Annotated in this window: 23 protein-coding genes and 4 tRNA genes; 13 read left to right on the forward strand and 14 right to left on the reverse strand. The window is 40.4% G+C overall.

Translation table 11 applies throughout. The features are described from left to right. Positions 1–427, forward strand: a 427-nt coding sequence (locus tag BKL51_RS01405; protein ID WP_158074913.1) for a leucine-rich repeat domain-containing protein, incomplete at its 5' end; no start/stop codon positions are given. A gap of 242 nt (positions 428–669) precedes the next feature. Here BKL51_RS01405 and BKL51_RS01410 read toward each other — a convergent pair. The 10 genes from BKL51_RS01410 to yiaK all read right to left on the reverse strand — a co-directional run bounded on the left by BKL51_RS01410 (position 670) and on the right by yiaK (position 11,443). Further along, positions 670–2,115: an FGGY-family carbohydrate kinase gene (locus BKL51_RS01410; protein WP_077464972.1), complete on the reverse strand. Its 1,446-nt coding sequence runs from the start codon at positions 2,113–2,115 to the stop codon at positions 670–672. A 12-nt stretch (positions 2,116–2,127) separates the two neighbouring features. Further along, positions 2,128–3,015, reverse strand: coding sequence for an SMP-30/gluconolactonase/LRE family protein (locus tag BKL51_RS01415; protein ID WP_077464973.1), 888 nt, complete (start codon positions 3,013–3,015; stop codon positions 2,128–2,130). A 133-nt stretch (positions 3,016–3,148) separates the two neighbouring features. Next, a complete protein-coding gene (locus tag BKL51_RS01420; RefSeq protein ID WP_077464974.1) occupies positions 3,149–4,258 on the reverse strand; it encodes a substrate-binding domain-containing protein in 1,110 nt (369 codons plus the stop codon). Between the two features lie 17 nt (positions 4,259–4,275). Then, the gene (locus tag BKL51_RS01425; RefSeq protein WP_077464975.1) at positions 4,276–5,322 is read right to left on the reverse strand and encodes an ABC transporter permease; all 1,047 of its coding nucleotides are present in this window, start codon (positions 5,320–5,322) and stop codon (positions 4,276–4,278) included. A gap of 60 nt (positions 5,323–5,382) precedes the next feature. Next, positions 5,383–6,897 carry a sugar ABC transporter ATP-binding protein gene (locus tag BKL51_RS01430; RefSeq protein ID WP_077464976.1) on the reverse strand — a complete coding sequence of 505 codons (1,515 nt, stop codon included), beginning with the start codon at positions 6,895–6,897 and terminating at the stop codon, positions 5,383–5,385. Between the two features lie 169 nt (positions 6,898–7,066). Then, the gene (locus BKL51_RS01435; RefSeq protein WP_077464977.1) at positions 7,067–8,050 is read right to left on the reverse strand and encodes a TRAP transporter substrate-binding protein; all 984 of its coding nucleotides are present in this window, start codon (positions 8,048–8,050) and stop codon (positions 7,067–7,069) included. A 72-nt stretch (positions 8,051–8,122) separates the two neighbouring features. Then, positions 8,123–9,403 carry a TRAP transporter large permease subunit gene (locus tag BKL51_RS01440; RefSeq protein WP_077464978.1) on the reverse strand — a complete coding sequence of 427 codons (1,281 nt, stop codon included), beginning with the start codon at positions 9,401–9,403 and terminating at the stop codon, positions 8,123–8,125. Continuing rightward, positions 9,400–9,882 carry a TRAP transporter small permease gene (locus BKL51_RS01445; RefSeq protein ID WP_077464979.1) on the reverse strand — a complete coding sequence of 161 codons (483 nt, stop codon included), beginning with the start codon at positions 9,880–9,882 and terminating at the stop codon, positions 9,400–9,402. Before BKL51_RS01445 ends, BKL51_RS01440 begins: the two co-directional genes overlap by 4 nt. 9 nt (positions 9,883–9,891) lie before the next feature. After that, positions 9,892–10,356 carry a YhcH/YjgK/YiaL family protein gene (locus BKL51_RS01450; RefSeq protein WP_077464980.1) on the reverse strand — a complete coding sequence of 155 codons (465 nt, stop codon included), beginning with the start codon at positions 10,354–10,356 and terminating at the stop codon, positions 9,892–9,894. A gap of 88 nt (positions 10,357–10,444) precedes the next feature. Further along, positions 10,445–11,443: a 3-dehydro-L-gulonate 2-dehydrogenase gene (gene yiaK, locus BKL51_RS01455; RefSeq protein WP_077464981.1), complete on the reverse strand. Its 999-nt coding sequence runs from the start codon at positions 11,441–11,443 to the stop codon at positions 10,445–10,447. A gap of 230 nt (positions 11,444–11,673) precedes the next feature. Here yiaK and BKL51_RS01460 point away from each other — a divergent pair, with 230 nt between their 5' ends. Continuing rightward, the gene (locus BKL51_RS01460; RefSeq protein ID WP_077464982.1) at positions 11,674–12,474 is read left to right on the forward strand and encodes an IclR family transcriptional regulator; all 801 of its coding nucleotides are present in this window, start codon (positions 11,674–11,676) and stop codon (positions 12,472–12,474) included. A 71-nt stretch (positions 12,475–12,545) separates the two neighbouring features. Here BKL51_RS01460 and ycaO read toward each other — a convergent pair whose 3' ends face one another. Both ycaO and BKL51_RS01470 read right to left on the reverse strand, forming a co-directional pair. Next, positions 12,546–14,303, reverse strand: a complete 1,758-nt coding sequence (gene ycaO / locus BKL51_RS01465; RefSeq protein WP_077464983.1) for a 30S ribosomal protein S12 methylthiotransferase accessory factor YcaO — start codon at positions 14,301–14,303, stop codon at positions 12,546–12,548. Positions 14,304–14,396: 93 nt separating this feature from the next. Next, the gene (locus tag BKL51_RS01470) at positions 14,397–15,125 is read right to left on the reverse strand and encodes a class I SAM-dependent methyltransferase (protein ID WP_077464984.1); all 729 of its coding nucleotides are present in this window, start codon (positions 15,123–15,125) and stop codon (positions 14,397–14,399) included. A 21-nt stretch (positions 15,126–15,146) separates the two neighbouring features. On the opposite strand from BKL51_RS01470, the gene gloB reads away from it, so the two are divergent. The 7 genes from gloB (at position 15,147) to BKL51_RS01505 (ending at position 18,530) form a co-directional block, all read left to right on the forward strand. Continuing rightward, positions 15,147–15,848 carry a hydroxyacylglutathione hydrolase gene (gene gloB, locus BKL51_RS01475; protein ID WP_077464985.1) on the forward strand — a complete coding sequence of 234 codons (702 nt, stop codon included), beginning with the start codon at positions 15,147–15,149 and terminating at the stop codon, positions 15,846–15,848. A 133-nt stretch (positions 15,849–15,981) separates the two neighbouring features. Beyond that, the gene (hemA, locus tag BKL51_RS01480; RefSeq protein WP_077465025.1) at positions 15,982–17,304 is read left to right on the forward strand and encodes a glutamyl-tRNA reductase; all 1,323 of its coding nucleotides are present in this window, start codon (positions 15,982–15,984) and stop codon (positions 17,302–17,304) included. Then, complete coding sequence (locus BKL51_RS01485) at positions 17,288–18,019, forward strand: phosphodiester glycosidase family protein (RefSeq protein WP_077464986.1); 732 nt, start codon at positions 17,288–17,290, stop codon at positions 18,017–18,019. The genes hemA and BKL51_RS01485 overlap by 17 nt, the downstream gene beginning before the upstream one ends. A gap of 123 nt (positions 18,020–18,142) precedes the next feature. Then, positions 18,143–18,219, forward strand: a tRNA-Met gene (locus BKL51_RS01490). A 3-nt stretch (positions 18,220–18,222) separates the two neighbouring features. Then, positions 18,223–18,307 (forward strand) — tRNA-Leu (locus BKL51_RS01495). A 29-nt stretch (positions 18,308–18,336) separates the two neighbouring features. Continuing rightward, positions 18,337–18,411, forward strand: a tRNA-Gln gene (locus BKL51_RS01500). Positions 18,412–18,455: 44 nt separating this feature from the next. Next, positions 18,456–18,530: transfer RNA gene (locus BKL51_RS01505), tRNA-Gln, on the forward strand. A 105-nt stretch (positions 18,531–18,635) separates the two neighbouring features. Here BKL51_RS01505 and prfC read toward each other — a convergent pair. Next, positions 18,636–20,216 (reverse strand): peptide chain release factor 3, encoded by a 1,581-nt coding sequence (prfC, locus tag BKL51_RS01510; RefSeq protein ID WP_077464987.1) that lies wholly within the window; start codon positions 20,214–20,216, stop codon positions 18,636–18,638. 177 nt (positions 20,217–20,393) lie between these two features. Here prfC and BKL51_RS01520 point away from each other — a divergent pair, with 177 nt between their 5' ends. Both BKL51_RS01520 and argG read left to right on the forward strand, forming a co-directional pair. After that, positions 20,394–21,260, forward strand: a complete 867-nt coding sequence (locus BKL51_RS01520) for a phosphoribosylaminoimidazolesuccinocarboxamide synthase (RefSeq protein ID WP_077464989.1) — start codon at positions 20,394–20,396, stop codon at positions 21,258–21,260. Between the two features lie 173 nt (positions 21,261–21,433). After that, positions 21,434–22,768 (forward strand): argininosuccinate synthase, encoded by a 1,335-nt coding sequence (gene argG / locus BKL51_RS01525; RefSeq protein ID WP_077464990.1) that lies wholly within the window; start codon positions 21,434–21,436, stop codon positions 22,766–22,768. 48 nt (positions 22,769–22,816) lie between these two features. On the opposite strand, the gene ribA is transcribed toward argG, so the two are convergent. Next, a complete protein-coding gene (gene ribA / locus BKL51_RS01530) occupies positions 22,817–23,476 on the reverse strand; it encodes a GTP cyclohydrolase II (RefSeq protein WP_077464991.1) in 660 nt (219 codons plus the stop codon). A 68-nt stretch (positions 23,477–23,544) separates the two neighbouring features. On the opposite strand from ribA, the gene BKL51_RS01535 reads away from it, so the two are divergent. Then, complete coding sequence (locus BKL51_RS01535; protein ID WP_077464992.1) at positions 23,545–24,264, forward strand: phosphatase PAP2 family protein; 720 nt, start codon at positions 23,545–23,547, stop codon at positions 24,262–24,264. A gap of 69 nt (positions 24,265–24,333) precedes the next feature. Beyond that, positions 24,334–25,248, forward strand: coding sequence for an N-acetylglucosamine kinase (gene nagK, locus BKL51_RS01540; protein WP_077464993.1), 915 nt, complete (start codon positions 24,334–24,336; stop codon positions 25,246–25,248). The last annotated feature ends 25 nt before the right edge of the window (positions 25,249–25,273 follow it).

Raw genomic sequence — 25,273 nt, forward strand, 5'->3', positions numbered from 1 at the left:
GCTTTACCTTGATAGAAATAAAATCAGCAATATAGCCCCTTTAATTCATTTGGCCAAATTGCAAGAGCTTAGCCTTGAATCTAATAAAATCAGTGATATATCCGCTATTGCTCAACTCAATCAATTAGCCAAACTGAGCCTTATGGACAATAAAATTAGCAATATTACCCCCTTAGCTCACTTGACCCAATTAAAAGTGCTTAGTCTTGACTTTAACAACATTACCGATATATCTCCTCTTGCTCGGCTTACTCAATTAACTACGCTTTACCTTGATAGAAATAAAGTTAGCAGTATTAGCTCGTTAGCTCACTTAACTCAATTAAAAGTGCTTAGTCTTAATGAAAATCCACTACACCAACAAGATATTAACTGGTTACAATCTAAATTGCCAAATTGTGAGATATATTTTAGCAATGAAAATTAAGCCTTTTAAGATTGTCAGAGTGGAATAGTGAGGAATTATAACGAGCGGAGCAGATTATTTAGTGGTTGCGTAGCCGACAAATCACCGGCTACTCGAGATTTTTGGTGGTTTTACTATATCTGCTCGGTGTATTTTTACATGATCATTAACAATTCAACCCAATCTATATTTTTTAGTAACGCTTTTCATAAATCCTTAGTTTATGTATTTGTATGGTGGGTGTTTTCTTGTGTTGATGCAAATTAATGTAATGTTTTTAGTGCCTCGACCAGGCAAACATACTTAGCATATTTCTTTTGATATGCCCGATAATTATCGGGATTTGGATAAATTTTTCGCATGCTATCGGTTAATTTAATTGGATTTTCTACCGTATGTATTGCCATTAGTGCTGCGCCTAAACAACCGGTTTCCTCTGTTGTAGGAATTTCCAATGTTATTCCTGTCAAGTCAGCGAGCATTTGTAGCCATACATTCGATTTTGTCGGTCCTCCGGTAACTCTAAGAACATTGACATCAGGAAAGCGCTGTAACATTCGGTTTAAATGATACATTGCACTGAATAGTACACCTTCATAGACTGCTTGCATCAGGTGCATTTGAGTATGGTGAGATTGTATGCCGTAGAATCCTGCTTGCATTCCGAGCCCTGCATTAGAACCGTATAGGAAAGGAACAAATAATATAGTGCTTGAGGCTGGCGGTAATTGTTCGATGCCTTTATTAATTTGGTTATAATCTAGCTTCCAGTGTTTGATAAACCATTCTAGATTACCGGCGGATGTCGGGCTGGCTTCGTGTACCAAGAATTTTCCTTTTTCCGCATAACGCCCATAAACAAAGGGAATAGTTTGGTTCCGATCGATATGATCCGTAACACCGCTGACTACTGACCAAGTTCCTAAAACTACATTAAGTTTTTTCTCATCATCCAATCCGGCACAAAGTGCGGTAGAAATTACATCAAATAATCCGCCTACTACCGGTGTACCTTTTATTAAACACGATAATTCGGCCGCTTCAGGGGTCACATAACCTGCTACTTGATCCGGTGCGATAATAGGTGGCATCTTCTCAAGAATGCCGGACAGTCCAAGGATTTCTGCAAGTTCATTTTCATATTTACCGCTTTCCATATTATATAAATTGGATTCGGAAATATTGGTTTCTTCACAATATAACTCACCGGTTAAACAAAAACGAAGATAATCGTGCGACATCAATATTGAACTGATTTTCGTATAGCGCTCAGGCTCATTTTCTTTTATCCAACGTAAAATGGAAACAGGATGTCCGGTCCATAACGTTTGTCGGGTGATCGGGTAGAGTTTTTCCGGTATCCCTTCTTGTTGCCATTGACGCACGATATTTAATGAGCGTTGATCGGAAGATAGGACCGCTCTACCAAGCGGTTTTTTTTGTTTATCTAATAAAAACACACCTTTTCCTTGGGCGGAAATGCCGACCCCTTTAATTTGTTTTGGGTTAACCTTACTCTCTCTTATTGTTTGTCGTATGACTTCAGCACAAGTTAGCCATAATTGTGGCATATCTCGTTCTGCATAGCCTGCTTTTTCACTGATGACTTCAATATTTTTACGTATGCAAGCGGACATATTGCCCTGTTGATCGAATAATGCAGCTTTAATAAAGGTTCCCCCGCAATCGATGCCAAGATAATAATTCATGCCGATTCCTTATTATTCAATAGTTAGTCTGTATAAGCTGTTGCTTGAGGTGATAAACAATGTTTTTTGATTATCCCCAAAAGTGCAGTTTGAAGTAGTTTTACCTACAATAAAACGCCCTAAATACGTTCCATCTGATAATAAAACGAGAATTCCGTTTTCACAGCTGCAATATATAACGCCCTGTTTGTCAATTTGTAAACCATCCGGAATACCCGGATTAATTTCTGCTACATTACGGCGGTTTTTTAAACGTTTTCCTTCCACATCAAAAACAACTAAATGATGCAATCCTTCTTTTGCAAATTCAACAATGGACATATCGGCAACAAAGAGTTGTTTTTCATCCTGCGAGAATGCTAAACCATTCGGACGCATGACATTAAAAGTAGCAATATTGATTTCATCTGTTTTAGGATCGTAACAATAAACATAGCAACCGATAATTTCACTTGGCGATTTTTTTCCCTCTGCATCACTTAAAATACCGTATGGTGGATCGGTAAACCAAATTGTACCATCGGATTTTACGACAAGATCATTTGGGGAATTGAAACGTTTTCCTTCCAGCTTATCTACTAAAATTTGTACATTACCTTGTTTATCGGTTTTACTGATTGCTCGTCTGCCATGTTCGCAAGTAATTAGATTTCCTTCCATATCAAGGGTATTACCGTTAGCGAAATAAGACGGTGAACGTAATACTTGTGTACCGTCTTGTTTTGTCCAACGATACAGGGTATTACCTTTCACATCACTAAAAATGACAGCTTGTTGTTGGGCTAACCAAATAGGGCCTTCTGCCCAGACTGCATTAGAGAAAAGCTCATCCAGTTGGAATTTTGTGCCAACTAAAGTGTAGAAACGTTCGTCATAAATTTCAGTTGTCAATATTGCCATATATATTGTTCCTAACGGTTTTTTATCTGTAAAACAGAAGGGGAGGATATAGAAAAACACAACGATTTTTGACCGCACTTTATCCTTATCCCATTTTATTTAGGATTCTTTCCTTCTATTGAACAACTTTTCTTTATTTCACACCCCAAATGGTTTTATAAGCTTCTTTATAACCGTTTTGTGGGTCATAAAGATTTTTATCACCACCGTCAAAAGCAACATTTTCTTGAATAACAAGATGTGCCGGTGTGATATAACCGGATGGTTTTTGTTTAGAGAAGGCACGGTTTAATTCATCAACCAATTGCCAACCGTGTAAATTAAGTGGTTCCGGTACGGTAGCGAACTGTTTATCATTATTACGAATACGTTGATAAGCTGTCACGGAACCATCTCCGGCAGAAATGTTATATGGCATTTCCCCTTTATTGGCGGAACGTAATGAAGGTGACATAAAATCGAAGTATAGGTCGTTGATCGCTAATGTATATTGCAAGTCATCACCATATTTTTGCAATAGACTGAACGTTAGACTAGGCATGCGGCTAGAGGTGTCTGCTAACGGCGTATCGATAAATTCTAATACTTTACAATCTTGGCATTTTTCAATAACCTCTTTCATCACATTAGCTTTACGCAAAGCGATTTCATATAACGAATCGGTCAGAATCACGACTTTTGCTTTTCCATCAGATTTTGCCACTGCTTGTAGAGCGGATAGTCTGGCGATTTCATCAGAGTCAGAGGTTACATTATAGAAAATATTGTATTTGTCATCGGGACCGGGGTGTGGAGAGGCGTGCCATGCCACTAAAGTAATACCGTTTTTACTTGCTTTTTGTAGTGGAATCTTTGCCACATTTGGATTCCAACCACCAATAACAATAGCATCCGGTTTTTTTGCAATAGCTTGATTTAACGCGGCTAATTGGTTATTTACCGTACCTGCACCATCCAATACATCAAATTTCCAACCGGCAACGTTTGAGGCTTCTTTCATGCCGTCAATTACTCCTAAAACACCACCGTTTTTCATATCAGATGCGATAAAGATAATGCTTTTACCTTGTTGTAGTTGAGGACCTGTTGTCGGACCATCCCACTTTTCCTGTTTTGCGGTTGCTGCTGCTACTTGTTTTTTAGCATCTTCAACGAAGGGATCATTAGCTAGTGCATTGTTTATGAAAGAAATTGCAGCAAATGTAGCGATTGCAGTTAAGGTTTGACGAAAAAAATGTTTCATAGAGGGCTCCCCTTGAGTTAGTTAGACACTTTCTTTTGGATAGATTTTTGGTTAAGCAAGCGTTTACGTTGTGCATAGCCTGCAATAGTGATGGATAACAAGAGTGTTGCGCCATTAAATAATGGTTCAACCCAGAATGCACCGCCAAATTGCTGAATACCTGAAATACCAATTGCGAGTATTGCGATACCGACAACCGTTCCCCACACATTAATTCGGCCCGGTCGGATAGTAGTACTTCCTAAAAAAGCACCAACTAAGGCTGGTAACAGGTAGTCCATTCCCACACTAGCTTGACCGACTCCTTGTTGTGCAGAGATCAGCACGCCGGTAAATGCGGTGAGAACACTGGATACAACGAAAGGTACAATCGTATATTTTTTGATATTAATTCCGTTGAGGCGGGCCGCTGTCGGATTTGCCCCTACCGCATACATACAGCGTCCGGTTGGTGTATGTTCGGTGATAAGCCACATAATAACGGCGACGATTAATACGTAGAAGGCTGAAATCGGAATTCCAAAAATTTCCGTGCTGTTTAGTGCAATAAAGCCGTCCGGTAGATCACCGACAATTTGTCGCCCGCCCGAATGCCATAATGCCACGGCGTACAATACAGTGCCGGAGCCGAGTGTAGCCACAAAACTGTCAATATCGGCTAAAGCGACCAAAATACCGTTTAACAAACCGTAAAGGGCGGCAATGGCTAACACGATCAGAATAGCCACAGGCCAAGAAAAACCGAATTGTACCTGTAAAGTGATGGCCAAAATATGCCATAGCACGATGCCGAAACCCACGTTTAAGTCGATTTTCCCGACAATCATTGTTGTTGTCGCGGCTAATGCGAGTAAAGCAATTTTGGATTTACTTTCCAAAATAGCGTTTAAAGTGAGCATTGATGCAAAAGAATCGGTAGTAAGTGAGAAAATAATCACTAATAACACACAAAGCCAGAGTAATCCATAACGAGTTAGCATTTGTGTAAACCACGCTATAAAACCATCACGGGAAATAGATACCGGTTGTTCAAGTGCGGTCGATTTTATATTAGTTTGAGCCATACAGCCTCCAAAGAAAATATAAGGGGATTGAACGGGAAAATTCTCACCCTGAATTTATTTTTATGCGGCTTTAGATTGGGAATCAGAAGCCAATGCAAGTAAATTAGCAAACGTAATCTGTTCGTTTTTTAATTCGCCGGCAATATCACCACGGTTAAATATTAGTACCCGATTACATAAATGGGCAATTTCTTCAAAATCAGTGGAAATCACGATAATTGCAATGCCTTCACCAAGCGCTTTATTGAGTAAATCGTAAATTTCTGCACGGGCACCTACATCGACTCCGGCTGTTGGGTCTTCTAAAATTAGGATTGGAGTATTTAGATGCATCCAACGTGCCAATACAATTTTTTGTTGATTACCGCCGGATAATGCACTGGTATCAATAAATAGGTTCTTCGGACGAATATCGAATAATTGGAATTTGAACCAACTCTCTCTTAACTCGTCTTTGCGTTTATACCATTCGAGTGGAGAGTGACCGCTTAAAACCGGATTAATAAACAGATTTTCAGTCGTCGTTCTGTTCATAAAGACACTTTCGTGAGTACGATCACCGGCAACTAGAGAGAGGCCTTTATAAATCGCATCTTGCGGAGAGTCTGCCAGATAAGGTTTATTATCCAAATAAATTGAACCTTGATCTAAATTGCGTAATCCGAACAGCAAACGACCGATTTCTTCCTGACCTGCGCCGCGTAACCCGGCTAATGCAATCATTTCGCCTTTATGTAAATTAAAGGATACCGGGCCGGTATCACCGACAACTACGTGATCTAATCGTAGAATTTCATCAGTGTTCTCCGGGAGAGGAATGCGTTGTTTACCACGACTTTCTTCACCAACAATAGCTTTTACCAAACCTTTTACGTCATAGTCTTTTGTTGCACCTTCTGCGACAGGAAAGCCATCTCGCATTACTAAAATACGATCAGATATAGCAATAACCTCATCTAAACGGTGGGTTACATACACCATGCCCACACCTTGTTCCCGTAAACGGTTTAATACAACAAATAAATGTTCTACATCGCTTGCCGGTAGAGAGGCAGTCGGTTCGTCTAAAATTAAAACTTCGGCATTGACTGCAATTGCTCGGGCAATGGCGAGCAGCGCTTTTTCAGTTCTGCTAAGATCAAAAACACGAGTATCGGCAGATAATTTAATGCCGACATAATCCAATGCCTGCTGGGCCTGTTTGTGGATTTTTGCCCAATCAATCAAACCGAAACGACGTGGAAATCCCATAACAAATGCCATATTTTCTGCAATAGTCATCCACTCGATTAAGCCGAGATCCTGATGGATAAAAGCGATAGGCTGTTTATTAGAATTAGAAAGAGATTGTGCGGATTGAATTTTCTGATTATTGAATAAAATTTCACCTTCATCACAATTGTGGATACCGGCCAAAATTTTGATTAAGGTAGATTTTCCGGCACCATTTTCACCCAATAGCGCCACGATCTCCCCTTTATGAATATCAAGACTGACATCATTAACCGCAATGTTTCCACCAAAGCGCTTAATAATATGCTGCATACTTAATATCGGTTGTGTGTTTGAAGTCATATTTCCTCCATTTGAGGAATAAGTAACAAATATAAATCCAACTCGTACTTACTTATCGTGTAGAAAAGTGCGGTTGTTTTTTCAATAGTTTTAAAATTTAACGTTAGTGTGATGCCCAAACAGAAAACCGCATCACACTGGAATTTATATTAAATTTTAGGATACGGGATTATTGAGCCAATGCATCAATTTTATTGACTAAATCGTCACCATGTTTCTCAATGAAGGATTTACGAACATCAGCTTCAATTACCGCTTTGAATGGTGCATTATCCACATTATCAATTACTTCGATACCGGCTTTACGTAATTTTTCCACGATGTCTTTTTCGTTTTGTACGTTCAGATCTCGTTGATACTTTCCCGCTTCTTTGGCTGAATCCAAAATTGCTTGTTGCAATTCAGGCGATAAGCTGTCGAATTTGGCTTTGTTCATTACTACGATGAGCGGAGTATAGCCGTGATTAGTTAAACTTAAGTATTTTTGTACTTCATAAAGTTTTACCGACCAGAAAATACCGATTGGATGTTCTTGGGCATCTACAGCACGGGTTTCAAGCGCGGTGTAAAGCTCTGATAATGGCATTGGTACAGGATTACCGCCTAACAAACTAAATGCTTGAATATACATTGGGTTTTGATTGGTACGTATTTTTAATCCTTTAATATCTTCCGGTTTATTAACAGGATGTTTAGAATTGGAAAATGCACGGAAACCGACATCCCAAAAAGCAAGTCCTTTTAATCCCTGTGCTTCGAGAGCTTTTAATAAATCTTGACCGATTTCACCGTCCAACACTTTATAGACGTGTTGACGGTCTTTAAAAATAAAAGGAATGTCAATAACGTTTAATTTGGGTTCTAATCCGGTAAAGTTCGGTGAACCGGACATTTCCAAATCAATTGTACCGCCGCGTACAGCACTGATCATGGTTTGAGCATTGCCTAATGTACTGTCCGGGAAAAGGCTAAGTTTAAGTTCATTTTTTGTTTTTTCTTTTAATAATTCATTGAATTTTTTGGCTGCGATATGTTGAGTATCACTGCGTGGTGCTTCATAACCGAAACGTAGTGTCGTTGAGGCACTTGCTCTGTCGGCAAATACAGCCATCCCCGCTATCAAGATTAAGGTTTTTAGATTGAAAAATCTCATATTGTTTCTCCTATAGAAATTAAGCGTTTTTCAATGCTGCCATAAGCGGTTTATGACAACGTTATTTTAATTTTATGCAGACATCCAATTGAGAGGTTTGATAATTAATGATGGTACAAAGATAAAAATAAATAGTAATGCGATCATCATTAACAAATAAGGTAGAACTCCTTTGGCAGCCTGCTCGAAAGGCAATTTTGATATGCCGGTAATTACATTGAGTACATTACCTACAGGCGGTGTGATCAGCCCGATAGAAGTATTCAGAATGAACAGTACCCCAAAATATATAGGATCAATTCCAGCTTCCTCAATTAACGGCATTAATACTGGAGTCAGAATTAACACGGTTGGCGTTAAATCCATTACCATACCAATAACAAATACGGCAATCATAATGACGATTAATAGAATAGTTGGATTATCGATAAGTGGTTCTAACAATTCCGTCATAGCCTGAGGAAGTTCGGCAACAGTGATTAACCAACCGGTAACGTTTGCAGCTGCGACTAGGAACATGACGACTGCCGTTGTTTTTGCTGCAGCTAGAATGACAGGATAGAGTTCCTTAAGTTTTAACTCGCGATAAATGAACATTGACACTAATAAGGCATAGAATGCCGCTACTGCACCGGCTTCAGTTGGGGTAAACATACCGGAACGGAATCCGCCGATAATAATGACCGGTAACATAAGCGCCCAGATACTGTTTTTGAAAGAAATACAAAGTTCTTCTCGAGTTGCTTTAGAAAATGTCATTAAATCCAAGCGTTTTGCTTGCCACCACCATAGTGCGGCAAGACATACCCCCATCAAAATACCGGGGAAAATACCGGCTAAAAATAATTTAGTGATAGATACGCCGCTTGCAACCCCAAAGATAATAAATGGAATTGACGGCGGAATAATTGGTGCAATAATTCCCGCTGTACCGATTAAGCCTGCCGATTTATCTACCGGATATCCGGTAGTTTTCATCATCGGTAGTAACATTGCCGCAACCGCAGCTGTATCCGCTACTGCAGAGCCGGAAAGACTCGCCATGATCATTGCGGCAAGAATAGCTACGAATCCTAGTCCTCCGCGTTTATGACCGACCAGTTTCATTGGTAAATCGATAATTCGCTTGGATAAACCGCCTTCATTCATAATTTCACCGGCAAGAATGAAGAATGGAATTGCCATTAAAGAAAAACTGTCCGCACCACTAACGATTTGTTGGGCAAGAATTTGGGCGTCAAATAAATCCAAATGTACCATCAGGGCGATACCACATACCAACAAAGAGAATGCCACGGGAATACCGAGCAGAATTGAACCCAGTAAAACAGAAAGGAAAATTACGACGGTCATTGCTCTTCTCCTTTAACTAAAAGGGTTAATGTAGAGATGAAACGAGTTAATATCAGAATTCCGAATAATATACCGGCGACAACACTAGCGAGATAAGTGATACCGGTTGGAATGCCGGAGATTGGTGCAATATTATTGATATTTAGCTGAAACTGAACCCAACTACCTTTTACGATTAAATAACAGCAGAAAAACATTAATGCATCGGTAAAAAGAGAAAAGATTTTACGTTTTTTATTGGATAAACGTTCGGTAAGCATGGTAACGCTAACATGTTGGTTATCACTAAAGGCAAGAATGGCGCCTAAGAATGTTAGCCATATAAATAAATAGCGGGAAACTTCTTCAGTAATGTTAATGCTACTGTTAAAACCGTAGCGTAAAATCACGTTGAGAAAGACTAAGCAAGACATTATGCTGAGTATAGCGACGACCAACATTTCAAGTAGCTTGCCGGTATAAATTGCGAGAGATTTCATCATTCGCTCCTAAAGTTCACTAATGGCAATTTTTACGACGATTTTACGTATTTTTTCCGATTGACCATCCATAGAAGCGGGGCGATGAATATCTTCAGGAAAAAAGACAGCAAAATTGCCCGGACGCATTATCAGTTCTGTTTCATTTTGTATATCGGTATAAAATAAAATATCACGTTCCGTATCATAATCTTTTGCAATCGGGTTATTCCCTAAATCCGGCGCAACGCCAATACGCTCTTTGCCGGAATGAAGATACTGCACATCAAGATACTGACGGTGAACTTCCGGTAAAATATCAGATTTGTCTTTTGTTTCTAAATCTAACACTTGAACATAGATTAGCTCGCCTTTAATCGGATAACGCCCTGTTTCCATGTTAGTGAAATCGGTAGAAGCCAAATAATCCAAGGCGGTTTGGATAGCCATAGGATATGCTTTCTTATTAACTTTAGATATATGCCCAAAAAACATAGATACCTCGTTTATGAAACTCAGTGAAAATTGACCGCACTTTTATGTTCGGTGATGTAATCGCAAGGGGTTATAACACCGAGTGCGGTTACAGAGATTTTAATTTTGCCCAAACCGTATCATCTACTGGGATACCATTCGCTTTGTTGTCAGCCAAGATGGTCGTGAATTCATGACCGGGTAAACGAACTTCGATATTTGGATCGGCGCGCTCGGCAGTTTTCACATACTCTATAATGCGTTGAAGTTTGGCATCTTTAGTCTCTCCATCAATTAAACGATCAACTTCAATGGCTATAAATACTTGAGAAACGCAGTATTCATCATCTTTGTCTTCTGTCACTGCTGCGGTAGATTCACCATTAGAAAGTAATGTTGCAATCATATCCAATACGATAGATAAACCTGATCCTTTCCAAAACCCCATCGGTAGTAGGCGGCGGTTTTTTTCTACCGTTGCCGGATCACGGGTTAAATTACCGTCATCATCAAAGCCGGCATCCACAAAAGTTTGACGACCCGCCAGGCGATGAACTTCAAGCATACCGTATGAGTACATGGAACAAGACATATCTACCATCGTGATAGGGCTTGTCGGAATCGCAATAATTAGTGGATTAGTACCGATGCGGCACTCTTTCGCCCCCCAAGGCGGCATCACGGCTAAAGCATTTGTCCAACAAATACCAATGTAACCTTTTTCTGCCGCTTGCCATCCGTAACTACCGCCACGCATCCAGTGATTCGCATTACGCAAGGCTACCACGCCGATACCATGCTGTTGGGCTATTTCCATTGCACGATCCATCATTTTTTTGGCGGCTAGATTACCAATTGCTTGGTGAGCATCCCATTGTTCAATAGCGCCTAAAGAAAGTGCTTTGGTTGGCTCGGCTTCAGGCACGATATCCCCGTTTTCCAGCTGCTGAATAAAACGGGGAAAACGATTTACCCCGTGTGAATATGCACCTGCTTGAGTAGTATCGGCAAATAAACCGGCACAATCTTCGGCGATATCTTCACGCATATGACGTGAAAGCAAAATACGTTTAAATTCAGCTTTTAATTCATTGTAAGAAACTCTCATGGATACCTCTTTATTTCACATAGTGGACTTGCGTTTCATAATTTAAGATTTTAACGCTATGATGTCAATAAATGCATGAAATAATAATTATATTAAAATCAATTGGTTATATATTGATTTCGGAATTTGTGATCTTGATCACAATGTATGCAAATAGAATTTCAATATGTAAAATGATATTATTGGAATGCTAGCATTAATAAAAAAATTTACTCGGAAGGATATGTGATATGGCAAGCGAAAAGCCAAGTGGAAATCAGAGTTTAATTCGTGGATTGCGCGTTCTTGAGATCTTAAGCAATTTCCCCAACGGCTGTCCTTTGGCGAAGTTGGCCGAAATAGCAGAACTAAACAAAAGTACAGTACACCGTTTACTACAAGGATTACAAAGCGAGGAATATGTACAAACGGCTAACTCGAATGGTAGTTATCGTTTGACTACTAAATGTTTAAACCTTGGTCATAAGGTGCTTTCTTCATTAAATATCATACATATTGCAGCGCCACATTTGGAAAAATTGAATTTAACTCTCGGAGAAACAGTGAATTTTTCAAAACGAGAGGGGGAGCGGGCAATTATGATTTATAAGTTAGAACCAACGATGGGTATGATTAGAACGAGAGCATATATCGGGCAACATCTCCAATTATACTGTTCTGCGATGGGAAAAATTTATCTTGCCTATGACAAAAAGAATAATTATCTAGACGAATACTGGTCATCTCACCAAGATGTTATTCGCAAACTTACTCATAATACGGTAACGGAATTGGAGGAAATGCGTAAAGAATTAGCGGACATTCGTCGAAAGCAGTATGCAATGGATAAAGAAGAAAATGAGTTGGGCGTAGTATGTCTTGCCTGTCCGATATTTGATTTCAACGGCAATGTAGATTATTCAGTGTCTGTTTCGATGTCGGTTTATAAACTACAAGAATTAGGTATCCGATTTTTTCTTGGAGAAGTTGCACAAACTGCCCGAGATATTTCCTCTGAATTGGGTTATTGCCCCCCTGAATATTCCCATTAGATAAATGGTATGATCTGAATTTTTTTGTAAGTTAAAGAATAGGCAAGTTTATACTTGCCCGAGGTTTATCTTCAATTTTCACGTTTTGCTTTTTGTAGTTTCGCATAGGCGTTTAGCAAGGCTTGATGTTCTCTGAAATTTTTCAACATCTCATCACTTGCCGGTAAATTATAGAAAGGATTGCCTTTTTCTGCCGTGGCTGCCCAAGCGTATTTCACGGTGTCTTTGCCGTACATTTTTTCAAGTGCGGTGCGATACTGCATAGGAGTACGGTTTTCATCTAAGTGGAGTTCAATAATGCTAATTAATGCTCGATAATAATTGGCACGCTCCGGTGTGAAAACAGAAGTATTCATATTTAACGTCCAATTTGCCCAGTCCAATGCTTGTTCTAACTCGCCTAAAGCCAAATGCAGCATTGATTTTAATTCACCGATTCGTAACGTTGTCCATCCGCTAGTTTTAGGGGCAACAATACCGATAAATTCACGTACGCGGGTAGCATCATCGATATTTTGCGTATCCAATTCTTCTAATAATTCTTGGTAAGTCGCAGAATCATGATGCCAGTTCGGTAAATCAAGTAAAATCTCACGCCAATCCATTCCCATATTATTATTGGCGTAGATTAAATCATCTACCGGATAAATATCCGACATACCCGGTACGATAATGCGGCAGGCATACACACCCAAATGGCTATAATCCATAATATAGACTTCTTTGTTTTCCGAACGGAAAATCGCCATTAAATTGTTATATTCCTCTTGTGTTGTACCGGAGAAATCCCAATCGACAAACACATAGTCAGGCGTTTGCTTGAATAGATCCCATGAGATCAAACCGCTAGAATCAATAAAATGGGTTTCTAAATTAGCATGTTCGGCAACATCTTGATTATTGAAAGAAGGTGGGGCGAATACATCCAAATCTTTCAAACTACGACCTTGTAGAAGTTCCGTAACCGTACGTTCTAAGGCTACTTGGAAATTAGGGTGTGCGCCAAAAGAAGCAAAGCATGTGCCGTTATTCGGGTTCAATAACACTACGCAAATGACCGGATATTTTCCGCCTAAGGACGCATCAAAGGCATAAATCGGGAAACCTTCCTCTTCTAATTTGGCGATAGAGGCTTGGATAGAAGGATAGCGATCCATCACCTGTTTTGGAATTTCCGGTAAGCTAATGGCTTCCGCAATAATTTTATTTTTGACATAGCGTTCAAAAACTTCTGACAAGCCTTGCACGCGAGCTTCAAATCTTGTGTTACCCGCCGACATTCCGTTTGACACATAAAGATTGGCGATAATGCTTTGCGGAATATAGACGGTTTGTTCATCGGATTGGCGAACATAAGGCATCGCTACAATGCCACGATCATAATTGCCCGATTGCAAATCCACGAGCAACTCTGGTGTGAGTTCGCCGTCCGGATCAAAATAGTTGAGTAAATTGTCGTCTAAAATTCCTGTCGGTAATGTGGTTTCATCTTCAATCGGGAACCATTTTTCACTGGGATAATGAACGAAATCACCGTTTGCAATTTCTTGTCCTAAATAGAAATCCGCAAAGAAATAGTTGGTGGAAAGACGCTCGAAATATTCACCTAATGCGGAGGCAAGCGCTGCTTTTTTGCTTGCCCCTTTGCCATTCGAGAAACATTGTGGACAATCTTTATCACGAATATGTACCGACCACACATTCGGTACGGGATTTAACCAAGAGGCCGCTTCAATATTAAAACCCAGATCGGTTAATTTTTGTTGGAATTTGCCAATACTGTCTTCAAGTGCCGCATCTTTGCCGGGGATAAAGGTTTGTTCGCTCATTTTTGTTCCTAAAATCAAGATAAAAGTGCGGTGAATAATAGGGGAGTTTTGCAAAGGGAGCAAGAATTGATTTTCACTTTTTAGGAGAATGTTCTACTTACTATCGGGCGATATATGGCAAGATACTATTTCTTCTTGAAAGGCTTCGGTCGGTTGTAAAAATGCAGGGATTTTTGACCGCACTTTCTCCGTATTCAGCGTTAATGGGTAAGTTCGTTTTTGTGCCACAATCAGGGTTAAAGGCGAAAACAGCGTGGTACTGTTATGATTGATGGTAAGATTTTTACATTCCATAATTTCAAAATGCAGTAATTCTAACCAGTCAATAATACGCCAAGCGGGATATTGACGGAAAGGAGCATCCCCCAGTTTTTGTTTGAAAATTAGCGGACTGAGGGGATTAAATAAGGAGAGAAATAACCAACCGTCATCAGCCAGAACGCGATGGACCTCCCGTAAAATTTGATGAGGATCTTGGGAAAAGTTGAGCGTATTGGCGAGAAAACAAGCATTGATTTCTTGCCGAATCAGCGGCAATTGAGTTGGGCTTGCTTGAAGTAAGCTCTTATTGGGGGTTAAAAGTGCGGTTAAATTTTGAGAAATTTTTTCACTGATAAGAATTTGGTGGTGTGCCGGTAGTTCAGTCGGTATTTCGGCACTTAATGCGCCGATTTTTACGATTTGACAGCCTAAAATTTTTAATAACCAAGGGGCAAATGCGTTCTGTAATGCGCTACAATAGGCCTTACCTTGTGGCAATTGTTGCCAACTTGTCGGTGATATGAAGGGGCGTTTTGCTTTTGCCTGCCAATTGATGATCATAAATAAATTTAGCGAGGAATTATGTTAGTAGCTCTGCCTGTGTTGAATGACAATTATATTTGGCTTTATCAACGTGAAAACTTACCGGTTATTATTGTCGATTTATCGGAAACGAACAAGCTCTTTTCTTGGATTGAACAATACAATTTCCCGATTGAAGCGGTTTTACTGACCCATGAGCATGATGATCATACGCAAGGCGTGGTAAAGTTTAAGCAGCGTTATCCGAACGTACCGATTTATGGTTCGCAAGAATGCCTTAAAAAAGGGGCGACACGGATTGTCAATGAAGGGGAAATTATTACGCCGAATTATCGTATTCAAGTTATCCCCACAGGCGGGCACACGGCACAGCATGTGAGTTTTCTTGTAGATAATCACTTGTTTTGCGGCGATGCGTTATTTTCTGCCGGTTGCGGGCGTGTTTTTACCGGCAATTATGCACAAATGTTTGAAGGATTGTTACGCTTAAAAACATTGCCTGATGGAACCGTAGTTTGCCCGGCTCATGAATATACGCTGAGTAATTTAGCTTTTGCGGAAACCGTCATCGCAGACAAAAGTGCGGTTAAAAATTACCGCACTTTTGTAGAAAAACTGCACTCGGAAGGAAAACCAAGTTTGCCTACAACGTTAGGATTGGAGAAATCCATTAATCCTTTTCTGCAAGCGACGACACTGGAAGATTTCATTATTCTACGAAAAGAAAAAGATATTTTTTAACTCTTTTAGGTTATTCTTGGCGAGTTGTTGTTTGTTGATTTGCTCAATGTCGCACAATTCATTAAAATAGCACATTAGTTTTTTATTAAATATTTTATCGCATATCGAAAGTGCGGTAATGTCTAAACGTATTATGACCCTTCTTGTTCTTGGCATTAATCATAAAACCGCCTCTGTCTCGGTGCGTGAGAAAGTTGCTTTTTCTGATGAAAAGCGGTCTCTTGCCTTACAACAAATTCAGCAACAAAATCTTGCGGAAGGGGCAGTGATTCTTTCTACCTGTAATCGCACGGAAGTGTATTTGCATCATCGCCAAATTTCACCGCAAGAGTGTGATAAATGGCGGCAAAATGTAGAACATTGGTTTGCTGATATTCATCAGCTGCCTTTGACCGATCTTTTGCCGAGTATTTATACTCATCAAAATCAACAAGCTGCCAATCACCTTATGCGGGTAGCTTGTGGCTTGGATTCGTTAATTTTAGGCGAACCGCAAATTTTAGGGCAGGTTAAGCAGGCTTTTCAAATCACGGAAGCTTATTATCAACGGTCGAAAGTGGCACTTTCAAGTGAATTTTCCCGCTTGTTTCAAAAAACCTTTTCTACAGCCAAGCGGGTACGTACGGAAACCAATATTGGTGAAAGTGCCGTATCGGTGGCGTATGCCGCTTGTAGTCTGGCCCGTCAAATTTTTGAATCCTTGCACGGGGTGAATATTTTATTGGTTGGGGCAGGGGAAACCATTGAATTGGTGAGCCGACATTTGTTACGCCACGGCGTGAAAAGATTGATGATTGCAAACCGTACCGTGGCAAAAGCGGAGTTACTCGTAGAAAAATTAGCAAGCAATGTTCCCATTGATGTTTTTTCTCTTGAACAATTACAAGCAGCATTAGAACAAGCGGATATTGTGATTAGCTCGACGGGTAGTCCGAATATACTCATTAGCCAAGAAATGGTGGGGCTTGCCCAGAAAAAACGGCATTATTCTCCGATGCTGTTAGTCGATATTGCGGTTCCGCGCGACATTGATGATACTGTCGCCAAGTTGGATAGTGTTTATCATTATACGGTGGATGATTTACAGGATATTATTCAGCGTAATTTGAGCCAGCGGGAGGAGGCTTCCAGGCAGGCGGAAGGGATCATTGCTCAAGAATGCGAAGATTTTTTTGAATGGCTGAAAGTGCGCCAGTTTTCCAACCTTATTAAACATTATCGCGAAGATGCGGAACAGATGCGACAAGATCTATTGGAAAAAGCCTTACAACATCTACAGCAAGGCGGCACTGCGGAAGCCGTATTGCAGGAATTAAGTTATAAATTAATGAATAAACTTATTCATGCGCCTACCCAAACCATGCAATCTATGATGAAAGCGGGTAATGCTGAGGGGCTACATTTATTCTCGAATACGCTTAATCTTTCCCACCCTTTAGATGAAAAAAATAGTTAAATTTTTGACCGCACTTTGTGGTTTTATTACATTGCCTACGCCGGCGGAATATCGAACTTTTACCGATGCGAATATTACCTATGGGATTTTTCACGCTAAACCGGAAGAAATGAGATTACATTGGCGGGATAGTGAAGGTCAAAACTACAATTCTCTTACCAATCTGAAACGTGTCTTACAAAAAGATTATCAAATAAAAATGCTCATGAATGCCGGTATTTATAGTAAACATAATGCACCGGCTGGCTTGTGGATTGAAAATGGCCAAGAATTAAACCCTCTGAATAATAAACGGGGGAAGGGGAATTTTCACATTCAGCCGAATGGCGTGTTTGCCTTAGCCGGTAAGGCCGCTTACATTCTCACGACAAAAGTTTATCAACAAAAACACTTAAAACCGACATTTGCTATGCAATCCGGCCCAATGCTACTCATTGAGGGGAAGATAAATCGTCAATTTAGTGCCGGTTTGGAAAGTTACCATAAACGTAATGCAGTGTGTTTGGATAAGAAAAACCGATTGTTTTTTATTTTAACGACATCAGGAAAACCGAATCTTTATACTTTCAGTCAGGGATTACAAAAAATAGGCTGTTACCATGCCTTGTACTTAGACGGGACGATTTCTAATTGGTATATCCCCGGTATCTTTAACAGTTTCCATTGGCATCATTTTGTTGGAATGATCTCCGTGACAGAAATGGATAAAAAATAACAAAAGCGTTTTTTTTATAATCAACTGAACCTAAAAATTAGGATTTTTACAAAAAATGATTGACGAGGTAGAGGCAAATCAGCATAATACGCTCCGCAAAGCCGATATGGTTAGCAAATAAAAGGCTACATAGCTCAGTTGGTTAGAGCACAACACTCATAATGTTGGGGTCGCAAGTTCGAATCTCGCTGTAGCCACCATTTGCGGGACTGGCGAAATTGGTAGACGCACCAGATTTAGGTTCTGGCGCCGAGAGGTGTGTGGGTTCAAGTCCCTCGTCCCGCACCATTTATCGCTTTGTAAGTCAAAATAGTAGTTGGGGTATCGCCAAGCGGTAAGGCACCGGGTTTTGATCTCGGCATTCCTAGGTTCGAATCCTAGTACCCCAGCCATACTATCCTAAATTTTCTTTATTCTTAACTAAAAGAAATTCTATTGGGGTATCGCCAAGCGGTAAGGCACCGGGTTTTGATCTCGGCATCCCTAGGTTCGAATCCTAGTACCCCAGCCATCTCATTTTGATTGTTCCCCGTTTTGATTTAGCTTGTTTAAGAATTTTTTAGTTTTATTATATAAAGAAAAATGCGGCCAAATTGACCGCACTTTTTACATTTCCCTAATGTTCACGTGTTTTAAAGAACTCAACATCAGGATAACGTTCTTGCGCCAAGTTTAAATTCACCATTGTTGGTGCGATATAAGTCAGATTATCTCCCCCGTCTAAGGCTAGATTTTGCTCATTTTTACGCTTAAACTCTTCAAATTTTTTACCATCGCTACATTCTACCCAACGGGCTGTTGTAACGTTCACATTTTCATAAATGGCTTCTACGTTGTATTCTGTTTTTAGGCGGGATACCACTACATCAAACTGCAATACGCCCACAGCTCCTACGATTAAATCATTGTTGAGAAGCGGACGGAAAACTTGCACCGCTCCCTCTTCGGAAAGCTGTACTAAACCTTTTAGTAACTGCTTTTGTTTGAGCGGATCTTTCAAACGAATGCGACGGAATAATTCAGGTGCGAAATTTGGAATCCCGCTGAATTTCAAATTTTCACCTTGGGTGAAGGTATCGCCAATTTGGATTGTGCCGTGATTATGCAAACCGATAATATCGCCGGCATAGGCTTCTTCAGCGTGGGAGCGATCCCCCGCCATAAAGGTTAAGGCATCAGAAATCACCACATCTTTACCGATACGCACGTGCTTAAGCTTCATTCCTTTTTCATATTTACCGGAAACCACACGCATAAAGGCGACACGATCTCGATGTTTTGGATCCATATTGGCTTGGATTTTGAATACGAAACCGCTAAATTTTTCTTCCGAGCTTTCTATCATGCGAGTGTCCGCTTGACGAGCCTGTGGTTTGGGCGCCCATTCGGTTAAACCGTCAAGGAAATGATCAACACCGAAATTGCCAAGCGCGGTTCCAAAAAATACAGGGGTTAATTCACCTTTGATAAAAGCATCATATTCAAATTCATTGCTTGCTCCTTGTACCAATTCCAATTCGTCACGCAATTGCCGGGCCAAATCATCGCCCACCGCCTCATCTAATTGCGGGTTATTCAATCCCTTCACAATACGTACTTCTTGAATGGTTGAGCCTTGACCTGACCGGTATAAATAGGTTTCGTCTTTGCCGAGGTGATAGACGCCTTTAAACAATTTACCGCAGCCGATAGGCCAAGTGATCGGAGCACAACGAATTTTCAGTACGTTTTCCACTTCGTCCAGTAATTCCATGGGATCTCGAATATCACGGTCAAGTTTGTTCATAAAGGTGATAATCGGCGTATCGCGCAAACGGGTAACTTCCATTAATTTAATCGTACGTTCCTCAACCCCTTTTGCGGAATCAATCACCATTAGACAGCTGTCTACCGCGGTTAAAGTGCGGTAGGTATCTTCCGAGAAATCCTCGTGTCCCGGGGTGTCAAGCAGGTTTACCAAACAATCATTATAAGGAAATTGCATAACAGAGGTGGTAATGGAAATTCCACGTTGCTTTTCCATTTCCATCCAGTCGGATTTTGCATGTGCTGCCGAGCCTTTGCCTTTTACCGAACCGGCGGTTTGAATGGCATTGCCGTATAAAAGCACTTTTTCGGTAATGGTTGTTTTACCCGCGTCGGGGTGGGAAATAATCGCAAAAGTTCGGCGTTTATTCACTTCTTGAGGATAAGTCATGATCTTCTCTTGTTCATTAAAAAATGTCCGCTATTTTCGCTGATTTTAAGATTTTGCTCAAATTAAATTGGAAAAATTCAACGAATTTTATTATTTTTTCAAAAATAGCAAACGTTTGCTTAAAAAGTGCGGTACAATATGCGCCGATTTTTTACCGCAATAAAAAAGGTGTAAACCATGACACAACAAAACCTAAGTCTGAAGAAAATCTACTCCGGTAAAGTGCGTGATCTTTACGAAATTGATGATAAACGAATGTTGATGGTCGCCACAGATCGGCTCTCGGCATTTGATGTGATTTTAGATGATCCCATTCCACGAAAAGGCGAGATTTTGACGCAAATTTCTAATTTTTGGTTTAAAAAATTGGCACATATTATGCCAAATCATTTCACCGGCGATTCTGTTTATGATGTGCTGCCAAAAGAAGAAGCGGATTTAGTGAAAGATCGCGCGGTGGTTTGTAAGCGTTTGAATCCTATTAAAATTGAATCTATTGTGCGTGGTTATTTAACCGGAAGCGGGTTAAAAGATTATCAACAAACCGGCACGATTTGTGGTTTAAAACTACCGGAAGGCTTGGTGGAAGCAAGTAAATTGCCGGAGCCGATTTTTACCCCTTCAAGTAAAGAGGAAGTGGGTAATCACGATATTAATATCAGCTATGAAGAATGTGAAAAATTAATTGGTGCAGATTTGGCCGCTCAAGTTAAAGAAAAAGCCATTGCACTTTATACGGCGGCGGCAGAATATGCGCTCACTAAAGGCATTATTATCTGCGATACTAAATTTGAATTTGGGCTGGATGAAAAGGGTACGCTAACTCTGATGGATGAGGTGTTAACTCCGGATTCAAGTCGTTTTTGGTCGATTGATACTTATAAAGAAGGCACAAATCCGCCTTCGTTTGATAAGCAATTTGTGCGTGATTGGTTAGAAAATAGCGGTTGGAACAAACAACCGCCGGCACCTAAAGTTCCGGCCGATGTTATTGAAAAGACGGTTGCGAAATACCAAGAGGCTTTGGATCTTTTAACTCAATAATGCGAAAAACCCTGCTAACAAGGCAGGGATTTTTATAGATAAAAAACTGTAAAAATAGTTTGCGAAGTATGTAAACCGCTAGACAAATGAGAGAAGTGCGGTTATATTTTATCGAGTTTTTATTCATTTAAAGTGATTAAATATTCAAAAACAGCGTTAAGTAAGGAAAAAATATGTCAAATACGATTTTGCAAGGTTTACCTAAAGGTCAGAAAGTAGGGATCGCCTTTTCCGGCGGTTTAGATACGAGTGCGGCATTGCTTTGGATGCGTCAAAAAGGTGCGGTACCTTATGCTTACACGGCAAATTTAGGTCAGCCAGATGAGGACGATTATAATGCCATTCCTAAAAAAGCGATGGCTTATGGGGCGGAAAATGCCCGCTTGGTTGATTGTCGCGCTCAGTTGGTTCATGAAGGGATTGCAGCGATTCAATGTGGCGCATTTCACATTTCAACGGGCGGTATTCCTTACTTCAACACGACGCCGCTTGGTCGTGCGGTAACAGGTACTATGCTCGTTGCAGCGATGAAAGAAGATGATGTTAATATTTGGGGAGATGGTTCGACCTTCAAAGGTAACGATATTGAGCGTTTCTATCGTTACGGTTTATTAACCAACCCAAAATTAAAAATTTATAAACCTTGGTTGGATGATCAATTTATTCACGAGCTGGGCGGTCGTTTGGAGATGTCTAAATTCTTAATTGAAAATGGCTTTGATTACAAAATGTCGGTGGAAAAAGCCTATTCAACGGATTCTAATATTCTTGGCGCAACTCATGAAGCAAAAGATTTGGAAGAATTAAGTACCGGTATGAAAATTGTTAAACCAATTATGGGCGTAGCATTTTGGGACGAAAGTGTTGAAATCAAACCGGAAACCGTGACTGTCACCTTTGAAGAAGGCGTACCGGTAGCATTAAACGGTAAACGTTTTGATGATTCGGTGGAAATGATGCTTGAAGCCAACCGAATCGGTGGTCGTCATGGTTTAGGGATGTCCGATCAAATTGAAAACCGTATTATTGAGGCAAAATCCCGAGGTATCTATGAAGCACCGGGAATGGCACTGTTGCACATTGCCTACGAGCGCTTGGTGACGGGGATTCATAACGAAGATACTATTGAACAATACCGTATTAATGGCTTACGCTTAGGTCGTTTATTATACCAAGGTCGTTGGTTTGATCCGCAAGCGTTAATGTTGCGTGAAACGGCCCAACGCTGGGTTGCTAAAGCTATTACGGGTACGGTTACTCTAGAATTACGTCGCGGTAACGATTTCACGATCTTAAATACAGAATCGCCGAATTTAACTTATGAGGCGGAGCGTTTGAGTATGGAAAAAGTGGAAGACGCACCGTTCGATCCGATTGATCGTATCGGTCAATTAACCATGCGCAATCTTGATGTTGCCGATACCCGTGGTAAATTGGGAATCTACGCAGAAACCGGTTTATTGGTATCAAATAAAAACTCAGTGTTGCCACAGTTAGGCAAAAAATAATATTGAATTGATATGAATAACCGCACAAAAGTGCGGTTATTTTTTACTTTATTTTTTATCAAGCATCACTTCTTCTTGGCAATGCGGGCAATTCATTAGATGTTCTTCATTGTTATGTATGATGTAATGTCCCATTTTTTTTGCTTTTGTGTTTAAATATTTTGTATTGTAGCGATTTTCGCCCACATTTAACGGCACACGCTCAACGATATTAATCCCGGCTTTTTTCATCGTTTCCACTTTTTCAGGATTGTTTGTCATTAAACGCACTTTTTTTACACCCAATAATTCAAATATATCGGCACAGACTTCAAAATTGCGTTCATCCGCTTTAAAACCGAGGGCGAGGTTCGCTTCAATCGTATCCATTCCTTGATCTTGTAGTGAGTAAGCACGAATTTTATTAATTAAGCCGATACCACGCCCTTCTTCACGGTGATAAATTAAGACACCACGCCCTTCTTCCTTAATTTGACGAAGTGCGGTGGCAAGTTGGAAACCGCAATCGCATTTTAAACTATGCAGGGCATCACCGGTTAAGCATTCGGAATGAATTCGAGCTAAAACAGGTTCATCGCTGTTTGAAATATCACCCATTACTAACGCAACATGTTCTTTTTTCGTATCAGGAAATTCAAACCCTACCATTTTAAAAATACCGTATTCGGTAGGCAAATTGGCTTGAGCAACCAGCTGAATTTTTGTCATAAGCTATCCTTATTCATTTTCATTTCTGCTAAAATGCGCACTCTGATTCTAATTATTAAGGGGTGAGCATGTTTAAGAGGCTGTCATTATATACGTTATTACTTTGTCTTGTACCGTTTTTTATGTGGGGATTTTCCTATCAATGGCATGGCAATGAGCAATTAACGGAGGCAGATTATTGGCTTTACTTGCTTACTGAAACCGGTAGTGTGCCTTATGCCTTGATTACTTGTGGCGTGTTTGCTCTTATTTTTGGTTTTTTGTTTAAAAGTCGCAAACAGTGGATGTTAGGTGTAGCAGTGATGGCATTTTCTGTTATCGCCACTCAAGCGGTAAAAACGGGATTAAAGGCGATGTTTAAAGAACCGCGTCCGTTCACGGTGTATCTGGCGGAACAAACTAATCAAACAACAGAAAAGTTTTATGAACATGACCGCACTCAGCGGGCAGTGATGGCAAAAAACTTTTATTCTATGCAGCCAAACACACCGGCTTGGCTAGTGAACCATTATGAAAATGAAACCGGCTATGCTTTCCCGTCGGGTCATACCATTTTTGCCGCGACATGGTTAATGCTTGCCGTGGGATTCACTCAATTATTAGGCAATCGTTCGTGGAAAGCTAAGTTGCTAGTAGGCATTATGGCCGTATGGAGTTTGCTTATGCTGATTAGCCGTGTGCGTCTAGGCATGCATTATCCGATTGATCTTTTTGTTGCAACGGTTTTTGCCTGGCTGGTGAATCTGGTTATTTTTGTTTTTTTACAGAAAAAACGATCTTCGTCATAACATAAAAATTTAAGTGCGGTTAAAATTAGCCGAGATTTTTAGCGCACTGTTTTAGAAAAGGAGCCGATTATGTACTATGGGTTAGATATTGGCGGCACAAAAATTGAACTTGCCGTATTTAATGGGAAACTAGAAAAACTGTATTCCGAACGAGTGCCAACGCCTAAAACGGATTACGATGAATGGCTTAATGTGATTGTGGACTTAGTCAATCGTGCTGACGAGCAATTCGGTGAGCGTGGTACCGTTGGACTAGGTGTACCGGGATTTGTTAATCAACAAACAGGGCTTGCGGAAATTACCAATATTCGTGTGGCGGATAACAAGCCTATTTTACGTGATCTTTCCGAACGTTTAGGGCGTGAAGTGCGGGCGGAAAATGATGCAAATTGTTTTGCTTTGTCTGAAGCGTGGGATGAGGAAAACCAACAATATCCCACTGTGCTTGGGTTGATTCTCGGTACAGGATTTGGCGGCGGTTTTGTCCTGAATGGGAAAGTCCATTCCGGTCAAGTCGGTATGGCTGGTGAGCTTGGGCATTTACAATTAAATTATCATGCATTGAAATTATTAGGTTGGGATAAAGCCCCGATCTATGACTGTGGCTGCGGTAATCACGCGTGCTTAGATACCTATCTTTCCGGTCGTGGTTTTGAAATGCTGTACCATGATCTCAAAGGGGAAAAGCTGTCTGCCCGTGAAATTATCGATGCCTTTTATCTGGGCAAAGAAAGTGCGGTCAATTTTGTGAATCTTTTTGTTGAATTAGCGGCTATTTCTATCGGCAATATTATCACGGCATTCGACCCGCATATGATTGTATTAGGTGGCGGTCTATCTAATTTTGATTATCTCTATGAAGCGTTGCCGAAAGCTTTACCGCCTCATTTAATGCGTACTGCAAAAGTACCGCCGATTAAAAAGGCCAAACATGGTGATTCCGGCGGTGTTCGTGGTGCGGCGGCATTATTTTTAACAAGATAATCTTTTAAAGGCGTATATTTTCTCT

The sequence above is a fragment of the Rodentibacter sp. Ppn85 genome (genome assembly GCF_001999335.1).
GTDB lineage: Bacteria > Pseudomonadota > Gammaproteobacteria > Enterobacterales > Pasteurellaceae > Rodentibacter.

What these genes read in the sequence shown, in the direction of transcription:
- BKL51_RS01410 (WP_077464972.1), bottom strand. Translation starts at nt 2,115, where the DNA reads ATGAATTATTATCTTGGCATCGATTGCGGGGGAACCTTTATTAAAGCT.
- BKL51_RS01415 (WP_077464973.1), bottom strand. Translation starts at nt 3,015, where the DNA reads ATGGCAATATTGACAACTGAAATTTATGACGAACGTTTCTACACTTTA.
- BKL51_RS01420 (WP_077464974.1), bottom strand. Translation starts at nt 4,258, where the DNA reads ATGAAACATTTTTTTCGTCAAACCTTAACTGCAATCGCTACATTTGCT.
- BKL51_RS01425 (WP_077464975.1), bottom strand. Translation starts at nt 5,322, where the DNA reads ATGGCTCAAACTAATATAAAATCGACCGCACTTGAACAACCGGTATCT.
- BKL51_RS01430 (WP_077464976.1), bottom strand. Translation starts at nt 6,897, where the DNA reads ATGACTTCAAACACACAACCGATATTAAGTATGCAGCATATTATTAAG.
- BKL51_RS01435 (WP_077464977.1), bottom strand. Translation starts at nt 8,050, where the DNA reads ATGAGATTTTTCAATCTAAAAACCTTAATCTTGATAGCGGGGATGGCT.
- BKL51_RS01440 (WP_077464978.1), bottom strand. Translation starts at nt 9,403, where the DNA reads ATGACCGTCGTAATTTTCCTTTCTGTTTTACTGGGTTCAATTCTGCTC.
- BKL51_RS01445 (WP_077464979.1), bottom strand. Translation starts at nt 9,882, where the DNA reads ATGAAATCTCTCGCAATTTATACCGGCAAGCTACTTGAAATGTTGGTC.
- BKL51_RS01450 (WP_077464980.1), bottom strand. Translation starts at nt 10,356, where the DNA reads ATGTTTTTTGGGCATATATCTAAAGTTAATAAGAAAGCATATCCTATG.
- yiaK (WP_077464981.1), bottom strand. Translation starts at nt 11,443, where the DNA reads ATGAGAGTTTCTTACAATGAATTAAAAGCTGAATTTAAACGTATTTTG.
- BKL51_RS01460 (WP_077464982.1), top strand. Translation starts at nt 11,674, where the DNA reads ATGGCAAGCGAAAAGCCAAGTGGAAATCAGAGTTTAATTCGTGGATTG.
- ycaO (WP_077464983.1), bottom strand. Translation starts at nt 14,303, where the DNA reads ATGAGCGAACAAACCTTTATCCCCGGCAAAGATGCGGCACTTGAAGAC.
- BKL51_RS01470 (WP_077464984.1), bottom strand. Translation starts at nt 15,125, where the DNA reads ATGATCATCAATTGGCAGGCAAAAGCAAAACGCCCCTTCATATCACCG.
- gloB (WP_077464985.1), top strand. Translation starts at nt 15,147, where the DNA reads ATGTTAGTAGCTCTGCCTGTGTTGAATGACAATTATATTTGGCTTTAT.
- hemA (WP_077465025.1), top strand. Translation starts at nt 15,982, where the DNA reads ATGACCCTTCTTGTTCTTGGCATTAATCATAAAACCGCCTCTGTCTCG.
- BKL51_RS01485 (WP_077464986.1), top strand. Translation starts at nt 17,288, where the DNA reads ATGAAAAAAATAGTTAAATTTTTGACCGCACTTTGTGGTTTTATTACA.
- prfC (WP_077464987.1), bottom strand. Translation starts at nt 20,216, where the DNA reads ATGACTTATCCTCAAGAAGTGAATAAACGCCGAACTTTTGCGATTATT.
- BKL51_RS01520 (WP_077464989.1), top strand. Translation starts at nt 20,394, where the DNA reads ATGACACAACAAAACCTAAGTCTGAAGAAAATCTACTCCGGTAAAGTG.
- argG (WP_077464990.1), top strand. Translation starts at nt 21,434, where the DNA reads ATGTCAAATACGATTTTGCAAGGTTTACCTAAAGGTCAGAAAGTAGGG.
- ribA (WP_077464991.1), bottom strand. Translation starts at nt 23,476, where the DNA reads ATGACAAAAATTCAGCTGGTTGCTCAAGCCAATTTGCCTACCGAATAC.
- BKL51_RS01535 (WP_077464992.1), top strand. Translation starts at nt 23,545, where the DNA reads ATGTTTAAGAGGCTGTCATTATATACGTTATTACTTTGTCTTGTACCG.
- nagK (WP_077464993.1), top strand. Translation starts at nt 24,334, where the DNA reads ATGTACTATGGGTTAGATATTGGCGGCACAAAAATTGAACTTGCCGTA.